This is a genomic window from Bacteroides propionicifaciens DSM 19291 = JCM 14649, assembly GCF_000375405.1.
Taxonomy (GTDB): domain Bacteria; phylum Bacteroidota; class Bacteroidia; order Bacteroidales; family Bacteroidaceae; genus Bacteroides_E; species Bacteroides_E propionicifaciens.
This window is the reverse complement of record NZ_AQWS01000009.1, coordinates 52,218-76,774: the sequence shown is the minus strand read 5'-3', so window position 1 is coordinate 76,774 and position 24,557 is coordinate 52,218. Positions and strand designations below refer to the sequence as shown.

General features: G+C 46.6%; 28 protein-coding genes, 1 tRNA gene and 1 pseudogene. 17 read left to right on the top strand and 13 right to left on the bottom strand.

Going from position 1 to position 24,557, the window contains the following annotated elements:
• The first annotated feature begins 1 nt into the window (after position 1).
• From B091_RS0104120 to B091_RS0104055, 15 genes are all read left to right on the top strand, one after another.
• Entirely contained in the window at positions 2-766 is a 765-nt protein-coding gene (locus B091_RS0104120; RefSeq protein WP_018108744.1) for a hypothetical protein, read from the top strand.
• A 152-nt stretch (positions 767-918) separates the two neighbouring features.
• Entirely contained in the window at positions 919-1,221 is a 303-nt protein-coding gene (locus tag B091_RS11740; RefSeq protein WP_025069449.1) for a DUF4134 domain-containing protein, read from the top strand.
• A 2-nt stretch (positions 1,222-1,223) separates the two neighbouring features.
• The gene (locus B091_RS11735; RefSeq protein WP_025069448.1) at positions 1,224-1,559 is read left to right on the top strand and encodes a DUF4133 domain-containing protein; all 336 of its coding nucleotides are present in this window, start codon (positions 1,224-1,226) and stop codon (positions 1,557-1,559) included.
• Positions 1,556-4,069: a TraG family conjugative transposon ATPase gene (locus B091_RS0104110; protein ID WP_026166309.1), complete on the top strand. Its 2,514-nt coding sequence runs from the start codon at positions 1,556-1,558 to the stop codon at positions 4,067-4,069. Before B091_RS11735 ends, B091_RS0104110 begins: the two co-directional genes overlap by 4 nt.
• A gap of 27 nt (positions 4,070-4,096) precedes the next feature.
• Entirely contained in the window at positions 4,097-4,726 is a 630-nt protein-coding gene (locus B091_RS0104105) for a DUF4141 domain-containing protein (protein WP_025069445.1), read from the top strand.
• Positions 4,727-4,773: 47 nt separating this feature from the next.
• A complete protein-coding gene (gene traJ / locus B091_RS0104100) occupies positions 4,774-5,811 on the top strand; it encodes a conjugative transposon protein TraJ (protein WP_025069444.1) in 1,038 nt (345 codons plus the stop codon).
• Between the two features lie 33 nt (positions 5,812-5,844).
• A complete protein-coding gene (gene traK, locus B091_RS12455; RefSeq protein ID WP_081605806.1) occupies positions 5,845-6,468 on the top strand; it encodes a conjugative transposon protein TraK in 624 nt (207 codons plus the stop codon).
• Between the two features lie 4 nt (positions 6,469-6,472).
• Positions 6,473-6,763: a hypothetical protein gene (locus tag B091_RS12820; protein ID WP_025069443.1), complete on the top strand. Its 291-nt coding sequence runs from the start codon at positions 6,473-6,475 to the stop codon at positions 6,761-6,763.
• Complete coding sequence (gene traM, locus B091_RS0104085) at positions 6,756-8,024, top strand: conjugative transposon protein TraM (RefSeq protein WP_025069442.1); 1,269 nt, start codon at positions 6,756-6,758, stop codon at positions 8,022-8,024. Before B091_RS12820 ends, traM begins: the two co-directional genes overlap by 8 nt.
• A 48-nt stretch (positions 8,025-8,072) precedes the next feature.
• Entirely contained in the window at positions 8,073-9,029 is a 957-nt protein-coding gene (gene traN, locus B091_RS0104080; protein WP_025069441.1) for a conjugative transposon protein TraN, read from the top strand.
• On the top strand, positions 9,023-9,616 hold the full coding sequence (locus B091_RS0104075; RefSeq protein WP_018108733.1) for a conjugal transfer protein TraO: 594 nt from the start codon (positions 9,023-9,025) through the stop codon (positions 9,614-9,616). Before traN ends, B091_RS0104075 begins: the two co-directional genes overlap by 7 nt.
• A gap of 12 nt (positions 9,617-9,628) precedes the next feature.
• The gene (locus B091_RS0104070; RefSeq protein WP_018108732.1) at positions 9,629-10,114 is read left to right on the top strand and encodes a DUF3872 domain-containing protein; all 486 of its coding nucleotides are present in this window, start codon (positions 9,629-9,631) and stop codon (positions 10,112-10,114) included.
• Entirely contained in the window at positions 10,101-10,607 is a 507-nt protein-coding gene (locus B091_RS12450; protein ID WP_018108731.1) for a glycoside hydrolase family protein, read from the top strand. Before B091_RS0104070 ends, B091_RS12450 begins: the two co-directional genes overlap by 14 nt.
• Positions 10,608-10,684: 77 nt before the next feature.
• The gene (locus tag B091_RS0104060) at positions 10,685-11,008 is read left to right on the top strand and encodes a hypothetical protein (RefSeq protein WP_018108730.1); all 324 of its coding nucleotides are present in this window, start codon (positions 10,685-10,687) and stop codon (positions 11,006-11,008) included.
• 92 nt (positions 11,009-11,100) lie between these two features.
• Positions 11,101-12,306, top strand: a complete 1,206-nt coding sequence (locus B091_RS0104055; protein ID WP_025069439.1) for an IS256 family transposase — start codon at positions 11,101-11,103, stop codon at positions 12,304-12,306.
• 239 nt (positions 12,307-12,545) lie between these two features.
• Here B091_RS0104055 and B091_RS0104045 read toward each other — a convergent pair whose 3' ends face one another.
• The 12 genes and pseudogenes from B091_RS0104045 to B091_RS0103980 all read right to left on the bottom strand — a co-directional run bounded on the left by B091_RS0104045 (position 12,546) and on the right by B091_RS0103980 (position 19,514).
• Positions 12,546-12,776: a hypothetical protein gene (locus tag B091_RS0104045; RefSeq protein WP_018108727.1), complete on the bottom strand. Its 231-nt coding sequence runs from the start codon at positions 12,774-12,776 to the stop codon at positions 12,546-12,548.
• Positions 12,777-12,786: 10 nt separating this feature from the next.
• A complete protein-coding gene (locus B091_RS0104040) occupies positions 12,787-13,041 on the bottom strand; it encodes a hypothetical protein (protein ID WP_018108726.1) in 255 nt (84 codons plus the stop codon).
• A gap of 25 nt (positions 13,042-13,066) precedes the next feature.
• Positions 13,067-14,341: a PcfJ domain-containing protein gene (locus B091_RS0104035; RefSeq protein WP_025069438.1), complete on the bottom strand. Its 1,275-nt coding sequence runs from the start codon at positions 14,339-14,341 to the stop codon at positions 13,067-13,069.
• Positions 14,342-14,359: 18 nt separating this feature from the next.
• Complete coding sequence (locus B091_RS0104030; RefSeq protein WP_018108724.1) at positions 14,360-14,890, bottom strand: antirestriction protein ArdA; 531 nt, start codon at positions 14,888-14,890, stop codon at positions 14,360-14,362.
• 19 nt (positions 14,891-14,909) lie between these two features.
• Positions 14,910-15,329, bottom strand: a complete 420-nt coding sequence (locus tag B091_RS0104025) for a PcfK-like family protein (RefSeq protein WP_018108723.1) — start codon at positions 15,327-15,329, stop codon at positions 14,910-14,912.
• 251 nt (positions 15,330-15,580) lie between these two features.
• Complete coding sequence (locus tag B091_RS0104020) at positions 15,581-15,838, bottom strand: hypothetical protein (protein ID WP_155888253.1); 258 nt, start codon at positions 15,836-15,838, stop codon at positions 15,581-15,583.
• On the bottom strand, positions 15,822-16,115 hold the full coding sequence (locus tag B091_RS0104015) for a hypothetical protein (protein ID WP_018108721.1): 294 nt from the start codon (positions 16,113-16,115) through the stop codon (positions 15,822-15,824). The genes B091_RS0104020 and B091_RS0104015 overlap by 17 nt, the downstream gene beginning before the upstream one ends.
• 5 nt (positions 16,116-16,120) lie before the next feature.
• A pseudogene (locus tag B091_RS0104010) lies at positions 16,121-16,775 on the bottom strand (hypothetical protein).
• 128 nt (positions 16,776-16,903) lie between these two features.
• Positions 16,904-17,251: a hypothetical protein gene (locus tag B091_RS0103995; protein ID WP_025069436.1), complete on the bottom strand. Its 348-nt coding sequence runs from the start codon at positions 17,249-17,251 to the stop codon at positions 16,904-16,906.
• Between the two features lie 139 nt (positions 17,252-17,390).
• Positions 17,391-17,858: a DUF1896 domain-containing protein gene (locus B091_RS0103990; RefSeq protein WP_018108717.1), complete on the bottom strand. Its 468-nt coding sequence runs from the start codon at positions 17,856-17,858 to the stop codon at positions 17,391-17,393.
• 32 nt (positions 17,859-17,890) lie between these two features.
• Complete coding sequence (locus B091_RS0103985) at positions 17,891-19,117, bottom strand: site-specific integrase (RefSeq protein ID WP_018108716.1); 1,227 nt, start codon at positions 19,115-19,117, stop codon at positions 17,891-17,893.
• 312 nt (positions 19,118-19,429) lie between these two features.
• Positions 19,430-19,514 (bottom strand) — tRNA-Ser (locus B091_RS0103980).
• A gap of 255 nt (positions 19,515-19,769) precedes the next feature.
• Between B091_RS0103980 and B091_RS0103975 the strand changes: the two genes are divergently transcribed.
• The gene (locus tag B091_RS0103975) at positions 19,770-21,470 is read left to right on the top strand and encodes a phosphoethanolamine transferase family protein (RefSeq protein ID WP_018108715.1); all 1,701 of its coding nucleotides are present in this window, start codon (positions 19,770-19,772) and stop codon (positions 21,468-21,470) included.
• Positions 21,471-21,552: 82 nt separating this feature from the next.
• Here the strand turns inward: B091_RS0103975 and B091_RS11715 are convergent, their stop codons facing one another.
• Positions 21,553-22,968, bottom strand: a complete 1,416-nt coding sequence (locus tag B091_RS11715) for a metallophosphoesterase family protein (protein WP_018108714.1) — start codon at positions 22,966-22,968, stop codon at positions 21,553-21,555.
• 497 nt (positions 22,969-23,465) lie between these two features.
• Between B091_RS11715 and proB the strand changes: the two genes are divergently transcribed.
• Positions 23,466-24,557, top strand: coding sequence for a glutamate 5-kinase (gene proB / locus B091_RS0103965; RefSeq protein WP_018108713.1), 1,092 nt, complete (start codon positions 23,466-23,468; stop codon positions 24,555-24,557).

Below are 24,557 nucleotides of genomic sequence, written 5' to 3'. Positions count from 1 at the left end.
GATGGAAACGATTCTTATCAACATAATCCTTCTATTGGGCGTGGTGTGGCTGATACTCGGCATTGCATACCTCTGGAAAGTGTTTCAAGACTCTGCAACCCAATCGGGGAAGATTACCCTGGACCGGAAAGAAAACAGGCAAGGCGAGAGCCCCAAGCCTGCCGTTTCCCAAGAGCAGACAGACAATGCCCGCCATATTTTGGTGGGCAGGAGCAAGCCTTTCGTTTCCCCGTCTGTCCCCGAAGTTCCCGCTGTTTCCCCAACTGAAAATCCAGCCGAAAAACCCGGTACTTTTGCAGGGGAAAATCCTCCGATACCCGAAGAAACAGAAGATGCGGAAGGTACAGCCGAAGAGAACGAGATGCAGATTGACTACACGATGGACGAACCAGACGAGGACAGCATCGTCCGTGAGGAACTGCAAATTGCGGATGCTGCGATGCCGGAGGTCTCACCGTCCGCCATTCTCGCACGGGACTTAGTTCGTGTCAATGGTTGGCACAAGAATGATGATGCGCTTGACGGGGTAAACGAAGCAGAGGTGCGGGACACGCTGCAAAGCATTCGGGATACACAGCTCATGGACTATATCAAAGAGACAACGCTCAAGCAGGAGAAAGACCATCAGAAACTCCTTGCCGCCATCCGCAAGGCGGAGGAAGCGGAAATGATGAGCGAAGAAACAACCTATCCTGATAATGATACAACACAAGATGGCGATGATGTGTCGGAAGAAGCCGACCGTCCGCTGTCCTATTATCTGTAAAAATGATTTCTTGATTTTCATATTTCGGAGGAATGCAGGGGGTGGCTCAAAAGTAAAACAATCAGCCAATATCTGTCATACGATAAAACCGAGCCACCCCTGACACCTCCACAAAAAGACAATTCGTTTAACAACTTAAAATAAACAGCAAAATGAACAACAAAAAAATCACAATGATGCTGCTCCTGCTGATGGCTACCGCCGTGGGAGCATACGCACAAGGCAACGGCATGGCGGGTATCAACGAAGCCACGAAGATGGTAACCTCGTACTTCGATCCGGGCACGAAACTCATCTATGCCATCGGAGCCGTAGTGGGCTTGATTGGCGGAATCAAGGTCTATAACAAGTTCAGTTCGGGAGACCCCGATACGAGCAAGACCGCCGCCTCTTGGTTCGGTGCGTGTATCTTCCTCATCGTGGCAGCAACCATCCTGCGCTCCTTCTTCCTGTAACAATGGCTGAGTGGGAAATCAACAAGGGTATAGGTCGGACGGTGGAGTTCAAGGGCTTGAAGGCGCAGTACCTCTTCCTCTTTGCGGGAGGCTTGCTTGCCGTCTTCATTCTCGTGGTCGTACTCTACCTCTGCGGAGTCAGTCAGATTGCCTGTCTCATCATAGGCGTAGTGGGTGCCACCCTCGTGGTGTGGCAAACGTTCTCCAAGAACCGAAAGTACGGGCAGTACGGGCTGATGAAGCAGGGGGCGGTGCGTATGCACCCACGCTACCTTGTGAACCGCCGGACCGTCTTTCATCTTATCCGTAACCTTCAACCCAAAAGAAAGAAGAAATGAGAAATGTAAGCAAGATAACGACCTTGGAATCGAAATTCCCGCTGCTCTCCGTCGAGCAGGGGTGCATGGTGAGCAAGGATGCGGACATCACGGTGGCTTTCCGCGTGGAACTGCCCGAACTCTTTACCGTCACCTCCGCCGAGTACGAGGCGATACACTCGGCTTGGCACAAGGCAATCAAAGTGCTGCCTAATTACAGCATCGTCCACAAGCAGGACTGGTTCATCAAGGAGGATTATCGGGGCAGGCTCTCCGACGGTGGGTTGAGTTTCCTTGCCCGTGCATCCGAACGGCACTTCAACGAGCGTCCGTACCTGCATCACAGCGTTTACCTGTTCCTTACCAAGACCAACAGGCAGCGCATGGCGCAGCAGAGCAATTTTTCCTCGCTCTGCCGTGGACATCTCATTCCCAAGGAAATCACTGGCAGGGACGAGGTGATGAAGTTCATGGAAGCCGTCGATCAGTTCGAGCGTATCATCAATGACACCGAACAGATAAGGATTACCCGCATGACGGAAGAGGAACTGATCGGAACAAGAGAGAAAGGTGGCTTGCTGGACAGGTATTTCTCCCTCTCGGAAGAAGGACACGCCTCACTGGAGGACATCCGCCTGGGTGCCGACCTTGTGCGTGTAGGTGACAATAGGCTTTGTCTGCATACGCTCTCCGACACGGACGACCTGCCAACTACGGTAAGTACCGACAGCCGATATGAACGGCTCTCCACCGACCGGAGCAACTGCCGACTGTCCTTTGCCGCTCCCGTGGGCCTGATGCTGCCCTGCAACCATATCTATAACCAGTATATCTTCATCGAGGACAGCGACGCCAATCTTGAACGCTTCGAGAAGCAGGCAAGGAACATGCACTCGCTGGCACGGTACAGCCGTAGCAATCAAATCAACGAGGAGTGGATACAGGAGTATCTCAACATCGCCCATTCGCAGGGCTTGACTTCCATCCGTGCCCATTTCAATGTGCTGGCATGGAGCAGCGACAAGGAGGAACTGCGCACTGTCAAAAATGACGTGGGCAGTGCCCTTGCCCTGATGGAGTGCCGACCACGCCACAACACCATTGATGCGGCAACGCTCTATTGGGCGGGTATTCCCGGCAATGCCGCCGACTTCCCTGTGGAAGAGTCGTTCTATACCTTCATTGAGCCTGCTCTCTGCTTCTTCACGGCAGAGACCAACTACAAGGACTCGCTCTCTCCCTTCGGCATCAAGATGGCAGACCGTCTTTCGGGAAAGCCCATCCACTTGGACATCTCAGACCTGCCGATGAAAAAGGGCGTGATTACCAACCGCAACAAGTTCATTCTCGGTCCTTCGGGCAGCGGCAAGAGTTTCTTCACCAACCACATGGTACGCCAGTATTACGAGCAGGGGGCGCACGTCCTCTTGGTCGATACGGGTAACTCATATCAGGGCTTGTGCGAACTCATTCACCGCAAGACCAAGGGCGAGGACGGGGTATATTTCACCTATACGGATGAACATCCCATTTCATTCAATCCTTTTTATACCGATGATTACGTCTTTGACGTGGAGAAAAGGGAGAGTATCTGTACCTTATTGCTCACGCTCTGGAAGAGTGCCGATGAGCATATCACCAAGACAGAAGCAGGCGAACTTGGTTCTGCCGTCAATACTTATATAGAACTTATCCGGACGGATCATACCATCGTTCCCTGCTTCAACACCTTCTATGAGTATCTGCGGGACGTCTATCGGGAGGATATGCAAAAGCGGGACATCGAGGTAACGCTCTCGGACTTCAACATCAACAACCTCCTGACGACACTGAAGCAATACTACCATGGCGGTCGCTACGACTTCCTGCTGAACTCGGACAAGAACATTGACCTGCTCTCCAAACGCTTTATCGTTTTCGAGATAGACCAAGTGAAGGACAACAAAGACCTCTTTCCCGTGGTGACCATCATCATCATGGAAGCCTTCATCAACAAGATGCGCCGATTGAAAGGTATCAGGAAAATGATACTCATAGAGGAAGCGTGGAAGGCGATTGCCTCGGCAAACATGGCGGACTATATAAAATATTTGTATAAGACCGTCAGAAAGTATTTCGGTGAAGCCATTGTCGTGACGCAGGAGGTGGACGACATCATCCAGTCGCCCATCGTCAAGGAGAGCATCATCAACAACAGCGACTGCAAGATACTGCTCGACCAGCGCAAGTACATGACCAAGTTCGACGGCATACAGGCGATGCTCGGTCTTTCGGAAAAGGAGAAGAGCCAAATCCTCTCCATCAACCAGAACAACGACCCGAACAGGCTTTACAAAGAGGTGTGGATAGGCTTGGGCGGTATGCAGAGTGCCGTCTATGCCACGGAGGTGAGCATGGAGGAATACCTTACCTACACCACGGAGGAAATAGAAAAGGTAGAGGTCATGCAGTGTGCGGAACAGCTCGGCGGCGACATCGAGACCGCTATCCGCCAGCTTGCCAATGAAAAAAGAAACAATAAGAATAAATAAGTACGAACAATCAAAATAGCAGTAACAATGAAAAAGTTTTTATTCATGGCTCTCTTAGGATTGAGCCTATCGGTTTCCAAAGCCCACGCACAGTGGACGGTCTATGATCCGGGCAACTTCGCGGGCAACATCGCCAACTCCGTCAAGGAGATTGCCACGGCTGGCAAGACGGTGAAGAATACCTTGGACGGATTCAAGGAGGTGGAGAAGCTCTACAACGACACCAAGAAGTATTACGATGCGCTGAAGAAGGTGAACAATCTCATCGGCGATGCCTACAAGGTCAAGGAGTGCATCCTCATGGTGGGCGACATCTCGGAGATTTATGTAACCTCCTACAAGCGTATGCTCTCGGACAAGAATTTCCGTCCCTCCGAACTGGCTGCGATGGCTTCGGGCTATGCCAAGCTGCTGGAGCAGAGCGGTGAGAGTCTGAAGGAATTAAAGTCCGTTGCCAAATCGGGTGTTCTCTCCATGAATGACCACGAGCGGATGCAGACGATTGACCGTATCTACACCACACTGCGCGAATACCGCTCGCTCGTGTCATACTACACACGAAAGAACATCTCCGTGAGCTACGTCCGTGCCCGTGAGAGGAACGACCTCGCCTCCGTCAAGGCACTCTACGGCAATACGGCAAGCAGGTACTGGTAATCCCACAGGCAGGACAACAATAAAACATTTATCAAACAAACTCGCTTATGGATTTTGCCAGTTTACACGAGCTTTTACGCTCCACCTATGACGAGATGATGCCCCTCTGCGCCCAGATGACGGGTATCGCCAAGGGGATAGCGGGCTTGGGCGCACTCTTCTATATCGCCCTTCGGGTGTGGGCTTCCATCGCCCGTGCCGAGACAATCGACGTGTTTCCGCTGCTCCGCCCCTTTGTCTTGGGCTTCTGCATCATGTTCTTCCCGACCATCGTGCTGGGAACGATGAACGCCGTGCTCTCGCCTGTGGTGCAGGGGACGGAGATGATGGTGCACCGGCAGGAGGGCAACCTTGCGGAGCTTACCGCCAAGAGGGACAAATTGCAGGAGGAAGCCTATCTCAGAAATCCCGAAACGGCTTACCTTGTATCGAACGAGAAATTTGACCAGAAGATAGAGGAAATGGGCATCATCGGTCCGGAGGATGCCGTGACGATTGCGGGGATGTACGCCGAGCGTGCCGCCTACCAGACCAAGCAATGGGTGATGAAACTTGTTCACGACCTGATGGAACTGCTGTTCCATGCCTCGGGACTTATCATCGACACGCTCCGTACCTTTATGCTTATCGTCCTTTCGATACTCGGTCCGATTGTATTCGGCATTGCCGTGTGGGACGGTCTGTCGGGTTCGCTCACGGCTTGGTTCTCACGCTATATATCGGTCTATCTGTGGCTGCCCGTCAGCAGCATCCTCACGGCACTGCTCACCAAGATACAGGTGCTGATGATGCAGAAGGACATCGAGGCGCTCAGCGACCCGAACTACCTGCCCGATTCGGGGACGTGGTATTACATCGTCTTCTTCCTCATCGGCATCGTGGGCTACTTCTGCGTGCCTACCGTGGCAGGCTGGATTATCGAGGCGGGCGGCGGTATCGGCTCCTACGGTCGCAATGTCAATCAGACGGCACAGCGTGGCGCACAGGGTGCATACACGGGCGGCAAGTATGTGGCAGGTGGCGCAGGTGCAGCCATCGGCAACGTGGGAGGTCGTATCAAGGGCAGGCTGTTCAAGGGGAAATAGGAATCAGAAAACAAATAAAATGAAAATTGAACTATGGAATTCAAATCACTCACCAATATCGAGACTTCTTTCAGACAGATACGGCTCTACGCCTTTGTCTTCGCCATCGTATGCGTGGCGGTAAGCGGTTATGCCGTCTATGCCTCGTATGCCTTCGCCAAGGAGCAGCGGGAGAAAATCTATGTGCTTGACCAAGGAAAGTCGCTCATGCTCGCCCTCAGCCAGGACGCAAGCCGTAACCGTCCCGTGGAGGCAAGGGAGCACGTCCGCCGCTTCCACGAACTGTTCTTCACCATCGCGCCCGACAAGGACGCCATAGAGGGAAATATGCAGCGTGCCTTCCTCCTTTGCGACAAGTCGGCTTTTAACTATTACAAGGACTTGGCGGAGAAAGGCTATTACAACCGTGCCATATCGGGCAATGTAAACCAGCGCATAGAGGTGGACTCCATACGCTGCAACTTTAACGCTTACCCTTACGAGGTAACGACCTACGCACGACAGTTCATCGTCAGACAGAGCAACGTCACGGAGCGAAGTCTTGTCACGACCTGCACGCTGCAGAACTCCGTGCGCTCGGACAACAATCCGCAGGGCTTCCTGATGGAACATTTTCTTGTGCGTGAGAACAGGGATGTTCAAACCTATAAACGATAAGGCTATGGCAAGGAAAGGAAACCATCTGCTCGCCCGCCATTATCTGAGGCTTCATCTGTGGCTCCGCCATCGGTGCGAGAAGCTCACGATAAGACAGCGCAAGGAAATCGTCTATGGGCTGAGCATTGTCTATCTTATCTGTTCCCTTTGGATGATAGCACAGTTCTTCCTGCCTCCAAAGGAGGAGAAACTGCCTATCCCCAAGGGAACGATAATAGACAGCAACATCTATACAGATAGTGTGTTTATACAACTTTATCAACGATATTCAACTAACAGCAATGAAAATGGATAATAAACAGAAAGAACAACTGAAGAAAGGCTTGGTCTTCGGAGGGCTGGGACTGCTCTTTGCCCTCTCGATGTGGTTCATCTTCGCCCCGTCGGGCAAGGACAAGACCGCTGCCGGACAGGGATTGAACGACAGCATACCGCAGGCGACCACTGAGCAACTGACGGGCAACAAGCTAAAAGCCTACGAGCTGGGCGACAAGGCGCACGAGCAGCAGCAGGCACGTGAGGAGATGGGACGACTGTCCGACTACTTCGCTGAGAATACGGCTCCAACGGAAACGGAACGTGCCGAAGCAGCTGCTTCCACGGCAAAGATTGAAAGCTCGATGCGCCGTTATGAGGAAAACAACCGCCTGCTCAACTCTTTTTACGCCCCCGATCCGCATGAGGAGGAGCGTGAGGCGATGAAACAGGAGATAGACAACCTCAAAAAGGAATTATCCTCCAAAAGTGAAAGAGAGGACGATGAAGAGAAACGACAGCTCGCCTTGATGGAAAAGAGCTATCAGATGGCAGCGAAGTATCTGCCCAAGACATCTGCCATACCTCCGTCCTTGGGCAATGCCTTCTCGGACGGCAAGGAAAGCACCGCCACAATCACCGATATGGAAACTGCAAAGGGGCAGGTTACGCAAGCCAACACTCCCACAATGGAAGTATTGGCAGAGCGCAGGCAGGTGGTGTCCTCGCTTAATCAGCCGATGAGCGATGCGGATTTCATTGCGGAATACGGCATGAAAGCACGCAATTTAGGTTTCCATTCGCTCACAGGCACGGCTGCTCCCTCGATGCGAAATACGCTCAAAGTGGTCGTGGACAGGACAACCACACTCAAGGAGGGCGACAACGTGGTGCTCCGTCTGTTGGAGACTGCCAAGGTGCAGGGACTGCGTATTCCACGGCAGAGCCGGTTGATAGCCGCTGCCAAGATTGAGGGCAACCGTATGCACCTGCTCATTAAGAGCATTGAGGTGGGCGGCCATATCATAGCCGTCAAACTCTCGGCATACGACACGGACGGACAGGAGGGCGTGTATATCCCCGGCTCGGAGGACATCAACGCTCTCAAAGAAGTCGGGGCGAACATCGGCGGCTCGATGGGGACATCTTTCACCTTTGCTTCCTCCGCCAAGGACCAGATTATCTCCGAGGCGGCTCGTGGCGTGATGCAGGGCGCAAGCCAGCTTCTCCAAAAGAAACTGCGCACCGTCAAGGTAACGCTCAAAGGAGGCTATCGCCTGTTTTTGGTTCAGACCAAATAAAATAATGGAAAATGGAAAGTAAACAATAACATCAAATCAATAACAGCAATGAAGAAACTTATTTTATCAGTGATGCTACTTGCATCAGCAATGGGGACAGCCTTTGCTCAAGAGACAGACAGCAATGTAGTGCTCAATCCCAATCGTCCGCTCTCTTCGGGCGAACTCTTTCAAGGTATGAGCCGTGCCATTCCTGGCGCTCGTGTCGTCCTGCCATACGGCTTGGACGTCACCTTTGACAAGACCGTGCATCTCATCTTTCCCTCTGCCGTGCGCTATGTGGACTTGGGTTCACAGAACATCATCGCCGGGAAAGCGGAGGATGCGGAGAACGTGTTGCGCGTGAAGGCTACCGTCAAGGACTTTGAAACGGAAACCAACATGAGTGTTATCTGCGAGGACGGCTCTTTTTATGCCTTCAACGTAAAATATGCCGATGAGCCGGAGATGCTCAGTGTGGAGATGAAGGACTTCCTTTCTACAACGGAGGGAAGACTACCAAGCAACCGTGCCGACATCTACTTCAGGGAACTCGGCAACGAGTCGCCCGTATTGGTCAAGCTGATGATGCAGACCATCTATCAGAACGACAGGCGCACCATCAAGCACATCAGTACGCAGCAGTTCGGCATGAAGTTCCTGCTTCGTGGATTGTATGCCCATAACGGCTTGCTGTATTTCCACACCCGTATGGAAAACGGCACGAACATGCCGTATTCGGTGGACTTCATTACGTTCAAGGTGGTGGATAAGAAAGTAGCAAAGCGCACCGCCATACAGGAACAGGAGCTTCAGCCCTTGCGTGCCTGGCATCAGGTGATGCAGGTAAAGGGTAAGGATAGTGAGCATTCAGTGTTCGTGCTGGAACAGTTTGCGCTTTCGGAGGACAAACATCTCGAAGTAACGCTCTACGAGCGAAACGGTGGGCGCACGCTGACCTTTTATGTCGGGCAGGAAGACCTGCTGCTCGCCAAGAAGATTGACAACCTCAAACTCAAATGGTAGGCTTTATGAAGAACAAACTCATTTTATCGGCTTGCGTGGCGGTGGCCATGACTTTCTGTCTGCCGTCGCACGCACAGCGACTGATACCGGGGCAGAGGGGAATAGAAGTCGTGGGCAGCATTCCCCTTATCAAGGGAGAAAAACTCTTTGCTAAGGATAACTTCGGCATTGGCGTATCGCTTACCCGTTACTTGAAGCGTGAGAACTATACCTTTGTCTTGGCAGAGTATGAACAGCAGAATATGCCGTATAGAGAGTATGAGGTGAAACTCAAAGATGCACTTTTGCAGGTAGGTTATATGCACCCGATACTCTCCGACAATGGCAAGAACGTGTTTCTCTATGCTGGCGTGTCCGCCTTGGGTGGCTACGAGGAACTGAACGGGGACAAAGAATTGCTGCCCGATGGGGCAACATTGCTTGACCGCTCACGCTTCGTCTATGGCGGTGCCGTGCATGGCTCGGTGGAAGTGTTCCTCACGGACAGGCTTCTGTTTCTTGTCAAGGCACAGGGGCGTTTCCTCTTTGGAACGGACATACATCATTTCCGTCCTGCACTCTCGGCAGGGCTTAGGTTTTATTTTTAAGCAAGAAGAAAAATGAAAAAGAAGATTTTAAGTTCTATGTGGGTAATGGGCGTGCTTGCCTTTGCCGTGTTTTGCCTATCTGCTTGTGATAGGGAGTTGGATGTTCAGCAGTCTTATCCGTTCACTCTCGAGACGATGCCCGTTCAGAAGGACATCAGCAAGGGACAGACGGCAGAGATACGCTGCACCCTCAGACGAGGGGGCGAATTTGCCGATACACGCTACACCATCCGATATTTCCAGCCCGACGGCAAGGGAACACTGAAAATGGACGACGGGACGGTGTTCAAGCCCAACGACCGCTATCCGATCACGAAAGATGTGTTCCGCCTGTATTATACCTCGCTCTCCACCGACCGCCAGACGATTGACGTGTACGTGGAGGACAGTTTCGGTAAGATGCAACAACTGACTTTCAGTTTCAATAATGAAAAGGCGGAGGACAAAGGAAAGTCCGCCGCAGTAGCAACCAAAGTTTTGAACGATGCGAACGGCTAAACGCTTTGCCTTATTCTGTATGGTGTGCCTGTTCTGCCAACCGATCCTTGCCCAGCGCAGGGTACGGTTGGCGGACTTGCCGCCTTTTGAGCGTGCCGTGGCCGTCGTGAAATACTTTGAGGGACTGCACGGCTGGAAACATTATCCATACGTCGGGTATGGTCATCAGTTGCAGCCGGGTGAGCATTTCACGGCAAACATGACGGAACGGCAGGCGGACTCGCTGCTCCGTGCCGACCTTTGGAAATGCTTTGAACACTTCAATGGATATGGCAAGGACGCCCTGCTGCTGACCTTGCTTGCCTACAATGTGGGCGTGGGGCGACTGCTCGGCTATGGCAAGCATCCCAAGAGCCGACTGCTGCGAAAAATAGAGGCGGGAAACAGGAATTTCTATAACGAGTATGTGTCTTTTTGCCGATATAACGGGAAAGTTCTGCAAGGGTTAGTAAAACGCAGGCAAATAGAGTATATTTTATTTCATTTGCCATAAAATGGGCAAAATGTCATAAGGTTTGGTTTGGCATAGAATATGCTATAATAGGATATTAGATTTTAATTATTTACGAAATGGATGTTACCAAAGATTTTCAAACATTCGTGGATTCTATTTGGGATATGAATTACCACGAAATTTATGAGTTGTACCAAGCAGCAATTGGGAACGAAGAGAGTGTTACCCTGTATAGAGTAGAACCTGCTAATGGCAGTGATGACACTCTAATTATCCATGAGGCAAGCAACAATGCATTAAGACTCACTCCTAAGGCTAAAGAATTTTTCCCAAAATGGATTGAGGCAAACCTTATGGAAGGATTTGATGCAGAATCTTTCTATGGAATGAAATATTCCATGGAGAGAGATGCAGAGCAGGAAGCAAGAGGAAGAAAATAGAAGAGGCAGCAAGGCGTTATTTATTTTTCTGAGAATGTAAAGTAAACTGTGTCAGTCTACAACAAAAAGTAGTTTAACACGTTTATTTTATGATGGCAAACGAAGAAATTGATTACAAGTTGGCAGCCGAGCAGTTGCGTACAGGCAAGCCTTTGTTTGGAAAAGACGGTGCATTGGCACCTATGTTGGAGCGTATCTTGAATGCCGCTCTTGAAGGTGAGATGGATGCTCACCTGAGTGAAGGATCCCGTGATTCAGGCAATCGTCGTAACGGAAAGATGTCTAAGAGGGTTCAGACACAGTATGGTGAAGTGACTGTTGACACTCCCCGTGACCGTGATGGCAGTTTTGATCCTCAGACCGTCCGCAAACGCGAGACGATTCTTGCAGAGGGTATGGCCGACCAGATTATAGGCATGTATGCCTTTGGCACCAGTACCCGTGAGATTAGTCGTTACTTTGAGCGTGAGTTTAATACCAGGCTTTCTGCTGAGACCATCAGTGCGATAACCGACCGTGTGCTGCCAGAGATTAAGGAATGGAAGTCCCGTTCATTGGATGCCGTCTATGCCATCTGCTGGCTTGATGCCATCCATTACAAGGTCAAGGATGACAGTGGCCGTGCGGTCACTCGTGCCATCTACAATGTTCTGGGCATAAACAAGGAGGGTCACAAAGAGTTACTTGGCATGTACATTGCAAAGAGTGAGGGAGCCAACTTCTGGCTGGAAGTGCTTACGGACTTGCAGAACCGTGGCGTGGAGGATATCATGATATGCTGTGTTGACGGGCTGAAGGGCTTCCCTGATGCCATCCAGAGCGTATTCCCCAAGACGGCTGTGCAGCTATGCATTGTGCATCAGATACGCAACTCCATCAAGTACGTTGGCAGCAAGCATCAAAAGGAATTCTTGAAGGATCTGAAGCTTGTCTATGGTGCTGTCAGCAAAGATGCTGCCGAGGCAGAACTTGACAATCTTGAACTCAAATGGGGCGATCGGTACCCCATCGTCATCAAATCATGGCGAGACAACTGGGAGCGCCTGACAGAGTTCTTCCAATACACGAAAGAGATACGCCGCCTCATCTACACAACGAATACTGTCGAGGGCTACCATCGTCAGATACGCAAGGTGACGAAGAACAAAGGCGTGTTCCCATCTGATACGGCCCTGGAGAAACTGGTCTATCTGGCCTACCGTAACATCAGTGGTAAATGGACTATGCCCCTGTCAAACTGGGCACTCATCTCACAACAATTGGCCATAAAATTTGGCGATAGGTATGAAATTATGTAACTTTGCGCCTAAGAAGGCTCCTCATCTGGAAAACGCAATTAAAAATTGCGTCTCCCAGATGAGGTAAAAATACAAGGAATAGAGCCTTGACACAGTTCAATTTACACTCCCATTTTTCTCGATTATTAAGAGAAGAAATTTCTTTGCGACTTTCTTTTGCTTCTTTACTTTGGTCGCCTGCTCGTTCAAAGACAAAGAAAAGAAGCCACGCAAATTTTCGGTTTGCGTGGCTCGTGGTCTTATTCAAGGTGCTGTTCCTGCACTTTCGTTATTCTGTCTATCCTTTTATTGGGATGTCTGTCAAATGCCCAATTTATCTCATCATCGGGCAGGGTGCTGTGAATGCTTCCACCCATGACCAACCCACAATCTTGCAGGACTTTCTGCCGTGCTTCCTCCTTGCTCTCAGCGACCACATCGAATACACCATCGAAAACATATTGCGTATATACCAAAATTCTCTGTTTCATCTTCGTAATCTTAAAATTCAACAATTAACAATCTATATTCCATTGGCTTTCCACTTGACAATCTGCGGTGCGTGAGCCAAAAGTGATGTGCGCCATATCCATAGACAAAATATTTGTCCAGCGCAGTTTCTTGGGCAATTAGGAGGAGTGCTGTCTGCAATTCCTCCTTGTTCTCGGCTATGGTTATTGCATTGATAACCCTTACAATGATATTGGGTATCTCATCTGCCCAATTTCTGATGATGCCTTCTACTTGTACTTTCATATCTCTGATTATTTAATGGTTCATGTTATGCCGTCGCTTTCATTCGTTGGCTGATTAGCCTTCGGTTGGCATTGACAAGATTCACTATCTGCTCGTGGTATTCCGTGTTCTTGTTGCACACTCCACGACTTTGCACCACTTCCAAAGTCTTTAATGACACCTCTACTGTCTCAATCCGTTCGCCCTCAATGGTAGCCGATAGGATTAGTGAGTCCTCTTTGAGATAATACTCATTGGAGAATACGCAATGGTGCATGGTCGCTCCCTCCTCCAAATGCTCCCGCACGCTCTCCAATACGTGGACTTGGATTTTTCCGTCCGTGAATGATATACCGAAGAACTTGGATTTGAGTTCTTGGAAACGCTTTTCATCTTCCATCGCCTTTTGCCGTTTTTGGGCTATCTCCTCCCTTTCCCTTTGTCTGTTGAGTTCCGTATGTCTGCGGTCGTGCTCGGCTTTAAGGTCGGCAGGACAAAGGTACTTCGGGCTGTGTGTGTCCCTGCCCAATCTGCGGAGCATGTCCACATAGTCGCACCAAAGGGAAATGTCGGTTATCTCGTAGCCGTTGCGGACTGCAATCTTATAGGACTGCCAATACTCGTCAAACGCTTTTCTTTTGCCAAGAAAATAGCGCAGGTGGTCCGTACGTCCCGACTTCATCAATGTTTCGGCTCGGCTGTCGGAAAGCAACGCAGGTATCAGCGTTGTTGGCTCCATGCCATAGAAATTGTCCTCAAAGCCATTCCTGCGCAGGGTGTCCGACACCTTGAACTTCGGATACATCGGGGAATAGGCGGCATATCGGTAGGCTTCATTGTCGTTGCGGATTGCCATAGGGGTGTAGAACGAAAAGGTATCGACGTACCAACCCATCGTGCGTGGAATGGCGACTATGGCTTTCCTTCCCTCAGCGTTCCACCAATACTGCCCGATTTCAAGCGCATGATATTCAGCCTTGCAGCCTTTCTCCATTCCTGCCACGAGGAGGAACATTCGCAACACTTGATATTCTCCATGAGCGGTAAGTGTCGTGAAGTAGTGCTTCTGCTGCAATTTGCGCTCAAAGGTTTCCTTGACCTTCAACTTTGCCCTGCAATGAGGGCAGATGCAGGTTTCTTTCGGTTTGTCCATCACCCAACTATGTCCGCAGTCCATACAAGTGGTGCGACCTTTGGGCAGTCGGTAGGCGAAGTGGTCTATACACTCACGGAATGCCCACCTGCTCTGTGTCTTGGTTATCGGGCGAAGGTGCTTGCTCTCGGCAAGGACTGCCTTCTCAAACTTATTTCTCGGCTTCATTTTTATGTCCTCCTTGTTTTATTCGTCACGGAATACATATCCGCTCTCAAACCAATACCCCTCGTCAAAGAGTTCGTCTGCATACTTGTCATAATCGAAGTATCGTTCTGCAAACTCGGATAGTTCGTGTTCCATTCCTACCATTTCCCTTGCAAAATCTTCTTTGCTCACATATCTGCCTACGAAAGCGGAATGAAATTGCTTCATTAGGAAATAAACGGAAGTGGTCAAGTCCTTGCCGGTATTCTCCAACCATATCCAAAAGGCACTCACGTTCATACCGTCCAATTTCTCCAACTCGTCCCGAAGTTCAAAGAAGTTGCTGTCCAAATGCCCCTCGTCAATGAGTTCTTCGGGAATGTTCTCCCAATCTTGGAACATCAATTCGGGTTCTTCCTCGTCTTGGTGGAGTTCGTGGCACACTTCCATAAACTCGTCATGGTCGTAACAACTCGAAAGGTCTATCCACTTACCTTTTAGTGAGCCTTCGTTGTACTTCCCATAAGTACTTACATAGATGCGTGCTTCGCTTAAATCCTTTGTTTCCATTTCTTTGCTGTCTAAGGGGTTAAAAATCAAATAATGATGGTTGTACTTGTGTTGCTGCGCTCTCGGTCTTCTTCCCTCGTGCGTTACGGCTCTGTATCTTGGCAAGTTCCTCACGCTGATATTGCTCAATGGCTTGCTTGCGTGCTTCGGCTTTCTCCTCCTCCGTGAGTTCCACAACGTGGTTTACCATTACTTGGCAGTCGGTCGCCTTTCCCACCTCTATCTCGTCCTCGTCATAGTAGTGGACTGCCATAGAGTAGATTTCATCGTCGTCAAATCCGTTGCAGCCACTTTTCTGCACTTGGTTAAGTATGTAGGTTACACACTCCTCGATGCTCTTGTTAGGCTTCATCAAATTGGGGGCAAACAAAGGGTCTGTCGCTGCACGCTGATTGAGATACTCGGCTATCGTCCGTGTGAAATGTTCTGTTCCTTTCATTGTATGTTGTCTTAATCGTTTATGTTTCTTTTTTTCTTATCTGCCGGCAATGTCTGCAAGGGTCAGTTCCTCCGTCCAAAATTCCTCGCCCGTGTGCTTGCCGAAAGCGGAGTACATAAATCCTCCTTTCGGGAAAATGGAAAGGCGGTAGGTGTCAAGCCTGTTTTCGGGACTTGCAAGTGTCCTCGTCCTCGTCCTCGTCCATCTCAATGAATGTCCAATCCTCCTGCTCCAAGAGTTTCAATATGTCCTCATCGTCCGTTTGGAAAAAATCCACCGATGCGCCATGGTATCGGACCGAGCATAGTTCGCTGTCCTCCGAAATGGTCTGTATCGCTTCCATTCTTTTCCGTATGATGTTCCTCCACACTTCTCCACAATGGACAATGGCAAAGTCGCATCTGTCCCATTCGCTGTTCGTGTATGCCCTGACCAAAATAGTATCGGTCGCTTTTTCTGCTCTTTTCATATCTTTGCTTATTGTTTTGTTTCTTATCTGACTGACACATCGGGCTTGTTGTCGATGATGTCTTCCCCATACTCTCCGAACACCTCTATTGTGGGCTGTCCTTGATTGTCCTCTATGGAAAGGCTTTCGGCTGTTTCATACAAGGTTTCTCCGTCTGTGATGAAAACCACCTTGTCATCTTCAAGGCAAAGCACGTCCTCTCCCTGCCACGACTTGACAATGGCGACGGCTTCCTCGTAGTTCTCCGCTTTCACTTCAAATCGGGTGCGCTCCCAACAAGTAACCTTTCTGTCTTGGTAAAAACTGAATTTCTGCATAGCGTTTATTGTTTTGGAATTTCCACTATCTGATTGACACGTCCATATAAGTAGGCTCTTAGGCTCGTTCTGTCGGGTGCGTAATACTCTGCCCATTGTCCGTATTGAGCCACAAGGTATTTCTTCAGCACATCAAGAAAGTCAAATCGGTAGCCCATTAGAGGTACGGCTGTACGGAAGTAGGTGTTTGAGTTCACGGCTTCGCATAGCCAGTCCTTTTCCTCACGGCTCATCACTTCGCCACGATTGAGTTTCGCACGCAGGAGATACACTTTGCTGCTTGAAAGGCTCTCCAATGGTTCAACGTCCCACTGCACGAATTTCGTAGCCAACACTTGCTCACTTTGTCCAACCACAGATTTAATGCGGTAATGAGAGGAGGAGCTATATCCTTTTTTCTTCATCGAAGATGTTATGTTTACTTTCTGCTTATCCATAGCGACATTTTTTTTATGCGTCCAAAGATCGGAGTATGCTGATTCCTTTTTGTAGCAATACACGAGGTAGCGGGGCGGGGCTTGCACAAGGTTTTGGCGAAAAATACTACCCGCAGGGATGGAGATTTTTCAGACAAACCGAAGGCACCGACCTTGGGAAAGCCGCAAGCCCCGTACTACCTTTGCGGATAAAAAGGGAACAGCCCGTCTTGCGACATCGCATATTGTGGAGCCGTGGAAGAGAAGCGAAAGTGCAACGCTTGAAATGGAAAACAAAAAAGGTGGCTATCCGCAAAATGCGAGATAACCACCTTATGAAATATAAATGAAAGGTTTACAAAACCGTGCTTCTCAAAGCACGCAAAGCAGGCTGGCGCAGAGTATCGCCAGCCAGAACAGAAAGCTCAGAAGCGTAAATGTCACTTTCAGGATTACACGGACTATAAAGCGTAGTATCAGAAAACCTGCAATGACTGACACGGCAGTTACGACTTGCGGGGTTACCATCTTTGAGATAAGGTAAACTGCACCGATGACAAGGGAAAGCAGAAGGACGGGTTCGATGAAGCGTGTCCAACCGAAGCGGCGGACTTGCTTGGGAGAAGTAGGCTGCTGCCTGTTCCTGTCGGTCTTGTTCGATGCGTCTGCCTTGATGAAGGCAGGTGTGTGAACGTCTTGATTCATGATGATTGTATTCATAATCGGGGCTTTTAATAGTTCAAGAGCAATAACAAGATACTCTGCCATACAAAGCCAAGTGTTTGCCCAAACTCTTGGTGTGTGGGGGAGAGTGGTTATCTTGGCTCTTGACACTACAAAAGCTCCCGATGGTGTTACATCAAGTTATGCTCTCACTGCCTATCGTTGGCAGACCATTGACCTCGATGAGCAGAACGATTGTCCCGGTCAGCTCGGTGTATAGTTTCTCATACTCCGGACTTGCGCCGAAGTCGTCCGTAAGATCATATTTTCCGAAAACGCTTTGTACAGCCTTGTTTTTCAGAAGTATCGGGGAAAGCCTTTCGGGGAGTGGGGAGGGAAGTTCCTTCTCAAACTCATTCTCCAGCACGGAAACAAGCGTATCGTACTTGGAGAAATGCAGTCCTCGATGCAGCACCTCGCTTGCCATTGTCTCTGCTTCGGGATGTGAGAAGCCTTGCGCCACTGCATCGCAGTAAGTGGTAAGGGCTTCATCCGCTCTTGCCGTTATGAATGGTTTGTCACTCAGCATTTCAGGGAAATGCTCACTGAGGTAGTTCTCTAACTTCAGACAGAAGAAGGAAAGTTCTTTCTTTGTCGTTTCCATAAATCTTTTATTTTAGGGTTATACTTTATTTGTTATCGGATTCCCATCGCCTTGTTGAACTTGTCGAGCTTGCCAGAAAGTTGCTCCATATCATGCTCTATCTTCTTGTTGGTGATGCGGGCGTAGATTTGTGTGGTCTTGATGTTGGTATGTCCCAGCATCTTCGACACGCTTTCCATCGGAACGCCCTTGCTCAGTGACATTGTGGCGAATGTATGGCGGGCAAGATGGAAGGTCAGATTCTTCTTGATGCCACAAATATCGGCAATTTCCTTCAAATATGCGTTGGTTTTCTGATTCGTTAATATGGGAAACAGTTTGCCGTCTCGATAGGTCTTGTGGCTGTACTTGGCGATGATACTCTTGGGTATATCCAGCAAGAGTACATTTGTTTCAACATTCGTCTTTTGCCGCTTGGTCATAATCCACTGCTTGTCATCGAGCGTAACGATGTTGTCTGGTGTGAGATTGGACACGTCAATATATGCCAGTCCCGTGAAGCAGGAGAATATGAAAACGTCCCTTACCAGTTCTAAGCGGTGGATATCCAGTTCTTTGTTAGCAATCTTCATGATTTCCTCGTCCGTGAGAAAGCCGCGATTGACAGGCTCCAAGTGAAAACGGTGGTTGAGGAAGGGGTCGTGAAGAAGATAGCCACGTTTTTGCGCATAGATGGTTACGGTCTTGAGTGCCTTCATTTTCTTGACAGACGTGTTGTATGCGCAGCCCGCCACCGTGCTCAGATACAACTCAAAATCCTGTACTACGGATGGTGTGAACTCTGTGAGCCCTATATCCTTCCTTCCATGCTTATAGACAAGGAACTCTGCGAAATGTCTTCTCAAAACGCTGTATTTCTGAAGGCTGTCCTTGCTGATGGTATGTCCTACACGCTGTCTGACATCTTCGTTGAACCTGTCGAATACAGGGAGAAAAGTTGTGTACTCCCTGTCTTTCCCCACAAAAAACGAGCGGATTTTCTCCAATGACAGGGAGGGGTCGTCCTCAAATTTGTGATAGATGTTATTCAGTGCAGCAGAAATAGAGTCCAATGCGGCATTGGCGGATAAGGCTTCAGCCGTCCGGCCTTTGAGCCGACTTGTGGCATTGTTCCATACTGTCTTGTCCACGAAGATTTTCGTAGATCCCAAATTAGCCATCTCTCCGTTAAGGAATACCCGGAGCATTACAGGCGACTTTCCTTCTTTGTTCTCATAGTTTGAGCGTAGGTAGAAGGACACCTTGAAATTTGTTCTCATAATGCATCTTTCTTTTGTGTAGCACTCGGCTGCAAAGTTAATATTTAATACGTTGAAAAAGAAAGAGTTGATGCCGTCAATATGGTATTCAGAATACCGTCACTGCTACATTTTTTGCTGCTGCATTTTTTGTGTAGCAGTATGTGTAGCAGAAATTGACCGAAAAATGACCATCAAAACATAGGATTATGCCGTCAGGCAATGGAGGTATATACAAAGAAAAATCGTTGTAAAACCTTGATTTTACAACGATTAGCTAATTTTTGAAGGCTAAAATGACAACCTTTGTGAAGTCCTTTTGAAGCCTATTTGCGGAGAGAGAGGGATTCGAACCCCCGGAGCCTCACAGCTCAACGGTTTTCAAGACCGCCGCAATCGACCACTCTGCCATCTCTCCTAATGCACCACTCTTAGTGCGGAACTTCCTTTCGAAAGCGATGCAAAGATATAAATAATATTTACAATATCCATAATTTACAAGCTGGTTTTTTTGAAATAATTATCAGTTTACAACTAACGTATAGAGTATCAGAACCTTTACAAAATAGATTATTATAGTTAAATAGCTGTCAGAAAGCAATTATTTGACAAAACCGAAAACAAGAAGGCTAATATTTATGTTTCTAGATATCAAATCAGAAATAAGAAATCAATGCTCAAACCATTAAATAGAATTGTACAAAAGCTAGGGGTTAAGACCTTATATTATTTATTTATAGCAGTCAATCTGATTCCTAGTCTTTTTTTGGTCTTTACTGAACCCTACAACATGCCTGGAAAAGTCGCACTACTGCTTTTTCCTATCGGTGTATTACTTATTCTGCTATCACTTTTGAAAAGAGCTGGGTTAGTCAAACTATTCTTACTCCCATTATTCTTTTTCCATGCCTTTCAACTTGTAGTTTTTAGCCTATTCAAAGAAGACGTTGTGGCAGTCGATATGTTCTTGAACCTAACCACAACCAATGCTTCAGAAGCCAATGAACTATTGAGTAGTATACTTGCACCTACTATACTCGCATGCCTAATTTATATCGTTACAATTATTTTAGTCATAGCTGAGTTCAGAGCAAGAAAATATTATACGAAGAGCTTTCTGAAGACAAATTTAATTGTTGGCTTTATTCTAACAGTAGTCTCATTCACACTCTTCCCCGTATCTAAAGACTATAACACAGAAGAGTTTGATCTGCATACAAATATATACCCCATTAATGTACTCTATAATATGGGTTTCGCAATTAATAAAATGGGGAAGATTATTGATTACTCTAAGACTTCGGGAAACTTCAGTTTTCAGGCTAGCCGAGATGCCAGTAAATCCGAAAACGATATATACATACTTGTTGTAGGAGAGACTTCTCGGGCAGACAACTGGGGAATATACGGCTATGAAAGACAAACCACCCCAAATCTATCCAACGATTCGAATTTAATCGTCTTTAGGGATGCCCTGACTCAATCGAATACAACACATAAGAGTGTATCAATAATATTATCGCCTGCATCTGCTCAAAATTACGACCAAATATATAGCCAGAAAGGAATACTTGCAGCTTTTGATGAAGCGGGGTTTGAAACAATCTTTCTCTCCAACCAAGCCAGGAACAGTTCATTCATAGAGTACTTTGGTGATCAAGCTCACCATACAGAATACTATAGAGATAATGAATCAACTAAAAACCATTATGATGAGGTATTGCTTGAACGCATTAAATACTATGTAGATGCAGCAAACAAGCCCACTTTTATTGTAGTGCACACCTACGGCTCTCACTTCAACTATGGGGAGCGATATCCATCAGAGTTTGCAAAGTTTCAGCCCGACCACTTCTCTGCTATTGAGGTAGCCAACCGGGATAGAATGGTCAATGCATACGATAATAGTATCTTATATACAGACCATATCCTTCACGAAATTACAACTATTTTAAATCAGAGTAATAAAAGCTCTGCTATGCTCTATTTATCCGATCACGGCGAAGACATAATGGATGATAGAAGAAATCGTTTTTTGCATGCTTCACCTAACCCAACTTACTATCAACTAAGGATTCCCTTTATCGTTTGGTTTTCTCCTAAATACCAAAACACGCATACACAAAAAGTGGAATTAGTAAAGGCTAATAAAAATAAACCTGTATCCAGCAATATGGTGTTCCCTACCCTACTTGACATTGCCAATATTGAAACTCCATTTCTAGAGAAAGATTTATCGTTAGCAAATTCAGCCTTCACCCTCCAAGAGCGAATGTACTTGGATGATCATGATGACCCAATCCACTACACCAAAACCAATTTAAAAGAAGAGGATAAAGCCATGCTATTAAAGCGAAGAATAAGCAAGTATTGAATAGTATAGCTAGGAACAAAACGAATAAGCCCCTACTCATATTTGGTTATGAGTAGGGGCTTAAAACATATTCATGGAGAAACTACTTCTTTAATAAAACTTTAAAATCGTTATCACTTGGACCTGAATCCTTAGTAATAAGATCCGTAAGAGGGAATATCTGTTTAAAACTTTCACTAGTGTGCTCAAGCATTGCTTTAGCGTAGTCGTATGTTAAAACCTTTTCATTCGTATCTGGATCAATAAAGCTACTCAACACACCTTTCTCATCACCACCACACATGTTTGTGTAAATCTCGGTAGCAAATGGTTGCAGAATTGATGGGTCCATGGTCATTAACACTTCAGCAGCTGGCCCAATCATTTGATTAATAGGACTAGAACTATCACCACCAGAGTTCAAAGCAACATTAATAATTCCAAATATACTTTCGTTAATGTCGTCGAAAGCAAACTCGCGAAGCTCTTTATTATTTGTGATTTCACTGTTCAACAAAATGTCGTGACTTTTGATACAGAAGAGATCCTCAGTAATGTTTACCATTCTAAAAGGACAAGGATAGGTAATCGATGATCCGGTTTGAATATCGTATATATCTTTATCGCCAACGGTCAAAGAAGAAATATCTTGTGCATGCGAATGCCCAGTAAAAATAAACTGTAAGCCTGCTTCAGCAAATCTCGGAGCAATAGTATTGTAATTAGGGATTATATAGTCACTAGCTATTTCTCCTTGTTTTGGGAAATGCTCAACCAATCCGTGATGCATCATAGCAATCACCTCTTTACCTTGAGCACGACCTTCAGTAATTTTCTCGACTATCCAAGCTACATGCTCTTCATCAAGTTTTCCACCCGTACGAGGATAGTTTTCTTCAATATTGTTTTCGTAGATACATGCATCAATACCAATTACCCATAGTCCTTCTAGTGGCTCAAATAAGTAACTAAGCTTCGGACCTTTTTCAATTTGAGCTTCAGCATCATAACCAAACTCTTTGTAAATTTCCATAAATTCTCTTGGGGAAATATGATCTACAGCAGAAGAGTTATCACCATCAAATTCATGCGCATTAGGATTGTTGATATCATGGTTACCAGGTATCACCAAAACCTTAATTCCTGCTTCTTTTACTCTGTCTAGTTTCTGAGCAAAATTAAGGTGACTAACTTTCTCACCATCTTTTGTTAAGTCTCCAGGAATGATCAATAGTTCAGGTTTCTTCTCTATGATTTGATCAAACATGTTATCCAAAATTGCATTACTCTCAGCAAGTAGTTTTCTGTCAGTATTCAAAAAGTCTTGAAATGCTTTACCATCATTTACGATTAAAGATGGATCAAAAAAATGGGTATCTGATGCTACAGCTATTTTAAAACTGAGCGGCTTTTTAACTGGTTCTTTTGTGTCAACCTTATTGTCGTCATCTGAACAAGCACTAAATAAAAACACACTTGCAAATACAAGCATAAATAGTTTAAAAATGTTTTTTTTCATTTTGTGAATGGTTTAAGTAATTAGTCGTTTAATTTATATGTACTCCATGTGAACCTCCCTATTCTAAAGGGATATAGCTAACAGGTAGTTAAAATAAATTCAATTTATAAACAAAAATTAACTATCAAATGTGTAATTATTATTCTGAGAACACACCACCCACAAGCCCCGAAAAGCTAATATCTAAGTATTACTAGTGAATTTATTGCATAATATTACAAACCATACACACTCGTTAATGTTAAATATAATAAACATTAGCTTATTAATTAAAAGCTAGAAGAAATGCCTACCTGAAAAATAATCAACCTCATAACTGGGTATTATTATGACAAAATAGAAGATATTAAAAGCTATATATTCAGTGATAGATGAGGTTCTAAGAAGAGTAGCATACCAAATAGATTTTACTATTATACAACATCTCAGAGGTTACTGTTTAGATTCGTCTATATTTTATTATTTTTGTAGATATAGGTATTTATATTTTCAGATATATGAAAGCAAAAAACAAAGACCAAGGTCGAATTATCATAAAAGTTGGTAGTAATGTACTTAGCCGCAAAGACGGTTCACTAGACATTACTCGAATATCCGCACTCGTTGATCAAATCAGCGAGTTGCGCAAACAAGGTTATGAGATTATTTTAGTCTCTTCGGGAGCTGTCGCAGCAGGAAAGTCAATGATAAAACCCAAAGGTAAACTTGACTTAGTATCGGCTCGTCAACTTTATTCAGCTGTGGGCCAGGTACGTCTAATTAATCAATATTATACATTGTTCGACAACCACGATTTAACTTGTGGACAAGTTTTAGCGACCAAAGAAAACTTTGCCACACGCAGGCACTACCTAAATCAACGCAACTGCATGACCGTGATGCTTGAGAATGGAATTATACCCATTGTCAACGAAAACGACACCATTTCTGTTAATGAACTGATGTTCACCGATAACGATGAGTTGTCAGGTTTGGTTGCCACAATGATGAATTGCAAAAGCTTGATTATCTTGAGTAATATCGACGGAATATACAACGGAAACCCAAACGATAAAAAATCACAAGTAATTAAAGAGATTGATACAACTAAAGACAATATAGAGGAGTACATCCAAACTACCAAGTCAAGCGCTGGTCGTGGCGGGATGCAAACCAAATACAATATTGCCCGAAAGATTGCTGAAGAGGGTGTTGAAGTAGTGATTGCTAATGGAAAGAAAGAAAACATATTACTTGATTTGGTCAATAACCCCGATACTATCTGTACTCGCTTTACTGCTTCAACAAAAAGTGTTTCAAACGTTAAGAAATGGATTGCACACTCCGAAAGCTTCGCTAAAGGTGAGGTCCACATCAACCAAGGTGCACGTGAAGCCCTAACAGGCAAAGGTGCAGTTAGTTTGCTACCCGTTGGGATTACCCATATCGAAGGTGCATTCGAAGCTGATGATATTGTAAAACTCATCGACAATAATGGCCAGCAAATAGGTGTCGGCTGTACTGCGTTCTCAAGCGAAGAGGTTGAAAAGCTTATAGGCCAAAGCAACGTTAAGCCAGTGATTCATTACGACTACTTATTCATAGACTAA

What these genes read in the sequence shown, in the direction of transcription:
- B091_RS0104120 (WP_018108744.1), top strand. Translation starts at nt 2, where the DNA reads ATGGAAACGATTCTTATCAACATAATCCTTCTATTGGGCGTGGTGTGG.
- B091_RS11740 (WP_025069449.1), top strand. Translation starts at nt 919, where the DNA reads ATGAACAACAAAAAAATCACAATGATGCTGCTCCTGCTGATGGCTACC.
- B091_RS11735 (WP_025069448.1), top strand. Translation starts at nt 1,224, where the DNA reads ATGGCTGAGTGGGAAATCAACAAGGGTATAGGTCGGACGGTGGAGTTC.
- B091_RS0104110 (WP_026166309.1), top strand. Translation starts at nt 1,556, where the DNA reads ATGAGAAATGTAAGCAAGATAACGACCTTGGAATCGAAATTCCCGCTG.
- B091_RS0104105 (WP_025069445.1), top strand. Translation starts at nt 4,097, where the DNA reads ATGAAAAAGTTTTTATTCATGGCTCTCTTAGGATTGAGCCTATCGGTT.
- traJ (WP_025069444.1), top strand. Translation starts at nt 4,774, where the DNA reads ATGGATTTTGCCAGTTTACACGAGCTTTTACGCTCCACCTATGACGAG.
- traK (WP_081605806.1), top strand. Translation starts at nt 5,845, where the DNA reads ATGGAATTCAAATCACTCACCAATATCGAGACTTCTTTCAGACAGATA.
- B091_RS12820 (WP_025069443.1), top strand. Translation starts at nt 6,473, where the DNA reads ATGGCAAGGAAAGGAAACCATCTGCTCGCCCGCCATTATCTGAGGCTT.
- traM (WP_025069442.1), top strand. Translation starts at nt 6,756, where the DNA reads ATGGATAATAAACAGAAAGAACAACTGAAGAAAGGCTTGGTCTTCGGA.
- traN (WP_025069441.1), top strand. Translation starts at nt 8,073, where the DNA reads ATGAAGAAACTTATTTTATCAGTGATGCTACTTGCATCAGCAATGGGG.
- B091_RS0104075 (WP_018108733.1), top strand. Translation starts at nt 9,023, where the DNA reads ATGGTAGGCTTTATGAAGAACAAACTCATTTTATCGGCTTGCGTGGCG.
- B091_RS0104070 (WP_018108732.1), top strand. Translation starts at nt 9,629, where the DNA reads ATGAAAAAGAAGATTTTAAGTTCTATGTGGGTAATGGGCGTGCTTGCC.
- B091_RS12450 (WP_018108731.1), top strand. Translation starts at nt 10,101, where the DNA reads ATGCGAACGGCTAAACGCTTTGCCTTATTCTGTATGGTGTGCCTGTTC.
- B091_RS0104060 (WP_018108730.1), top strand. Translation starts at nt 10,685, where the DNA reads ATGGATGTTACCAAAGATTTTCAAACATTCGTGGATTCTATTTGGGAT.
- B091_RS0104055 (WP_025069439.1), top strand. Translation starts at nt 11,101, where the DNA reads ATGGCAAACGAAGAAATTGATTACAAGTTGGCAGCCGAGCAGTTGCGT.
- B091_RS0104045 (WP_018108727.1), bottom strand. Translation starts at nt 12,776, where the DNA reads ATGAAACAGAGAATTTTGGTATATACGCAATATGTTTTCGATGGTGTA.
- B091_RS0104040 (WP_018108726.1), bottom strand. Translation starts at nt 13,041, where the DNA reads ATGAAAGTACAAGTAGAAGGCATCATCAGAAATTGGGCAGATGAGATA.
- B091_RS0104035 (WP_025069438.1), bottom strand. Translation starts at nt 14,341, where the DNA reads ATGAAGCCGAGAAATAAGTTTGAGAAGGCAGTCCTTGCCGAGAGCAAG.
- B091_RS0104030 (WP_018108724.1), bottom strand. Translation starts at nt 14,890, where the DNA reads ATGGAAACAAAGGATTTAAGCGAAGCACGCATCTATGTAAGTACTTAT.
- B091_RS0104025 (WP_018108723.1), bottom strand. Translation starts at nt 15,329, where the DNA reads ATGAAAGGAACAGAACATTTCACACGGACGATAGCCGAGTATCTCAAT.
- B091_RS0104020 (WP_155888253.1), bottom strand. Translation starts at nt 15,838, where the DNA reads ATGTGTCAGTCAGATAAGAAACAAAACAATAAGCAAAGATATGAAAAG.
- B091_RS0104015 (WP_018108721.1), bottom strand. Translation starts at nt 16,115, where the DNA reads ATGCAGAAATTCAGTTTTTACCAAGACAGAAAGGTTACTTGTTGGGAG.
- B091_RS0103995 (WP_025069436.1), bottom strand. Translation starts at nt 17,251, where the DNA reads ATGAATACAATCATCATGAATCAAGACGTTCACACACCTGCCTTCATC.
- B091_RS0103990 (WP_018108717.1), bottom strand. Translation starts at nt 17,858, where the DNA reads ATGGAAACGACAAAGAAAGAACTTTCCTTCTTCTGTCTGAAGTTAGAG.
- B091_RS0103985 (WP_018108716.1), bottom strand. Translation starts at nt 19,117, where the DNA reads ATGAGAACAAATTTCAAGGTGTCCTTCTACCTACGCTCAAACTATGAG.
- B091_RS0103975 (WP_018108715.1), top strand. Translation starts at nt 19,770, where the DNA reads ATGCTCAAACCATTAAATAGAATTGTACAAAAGCTAGGGGTTAAGACC.
- B091_RS11715 (WP_018108714.1), bottom strand. Translation starts at nt 22,968, where the DNA reads ATGAAAAAAAACATTTTTAAACTATTTATGCTTGTATTTGCAAGTGTG.
- proB (WP_018108713.1), top strand. Translation starts at nt 23,466, where the DNA reads ATGAAAGCAAAAAACAAAGACCAAGGTCGAATTATCATAAAAGTTGGT.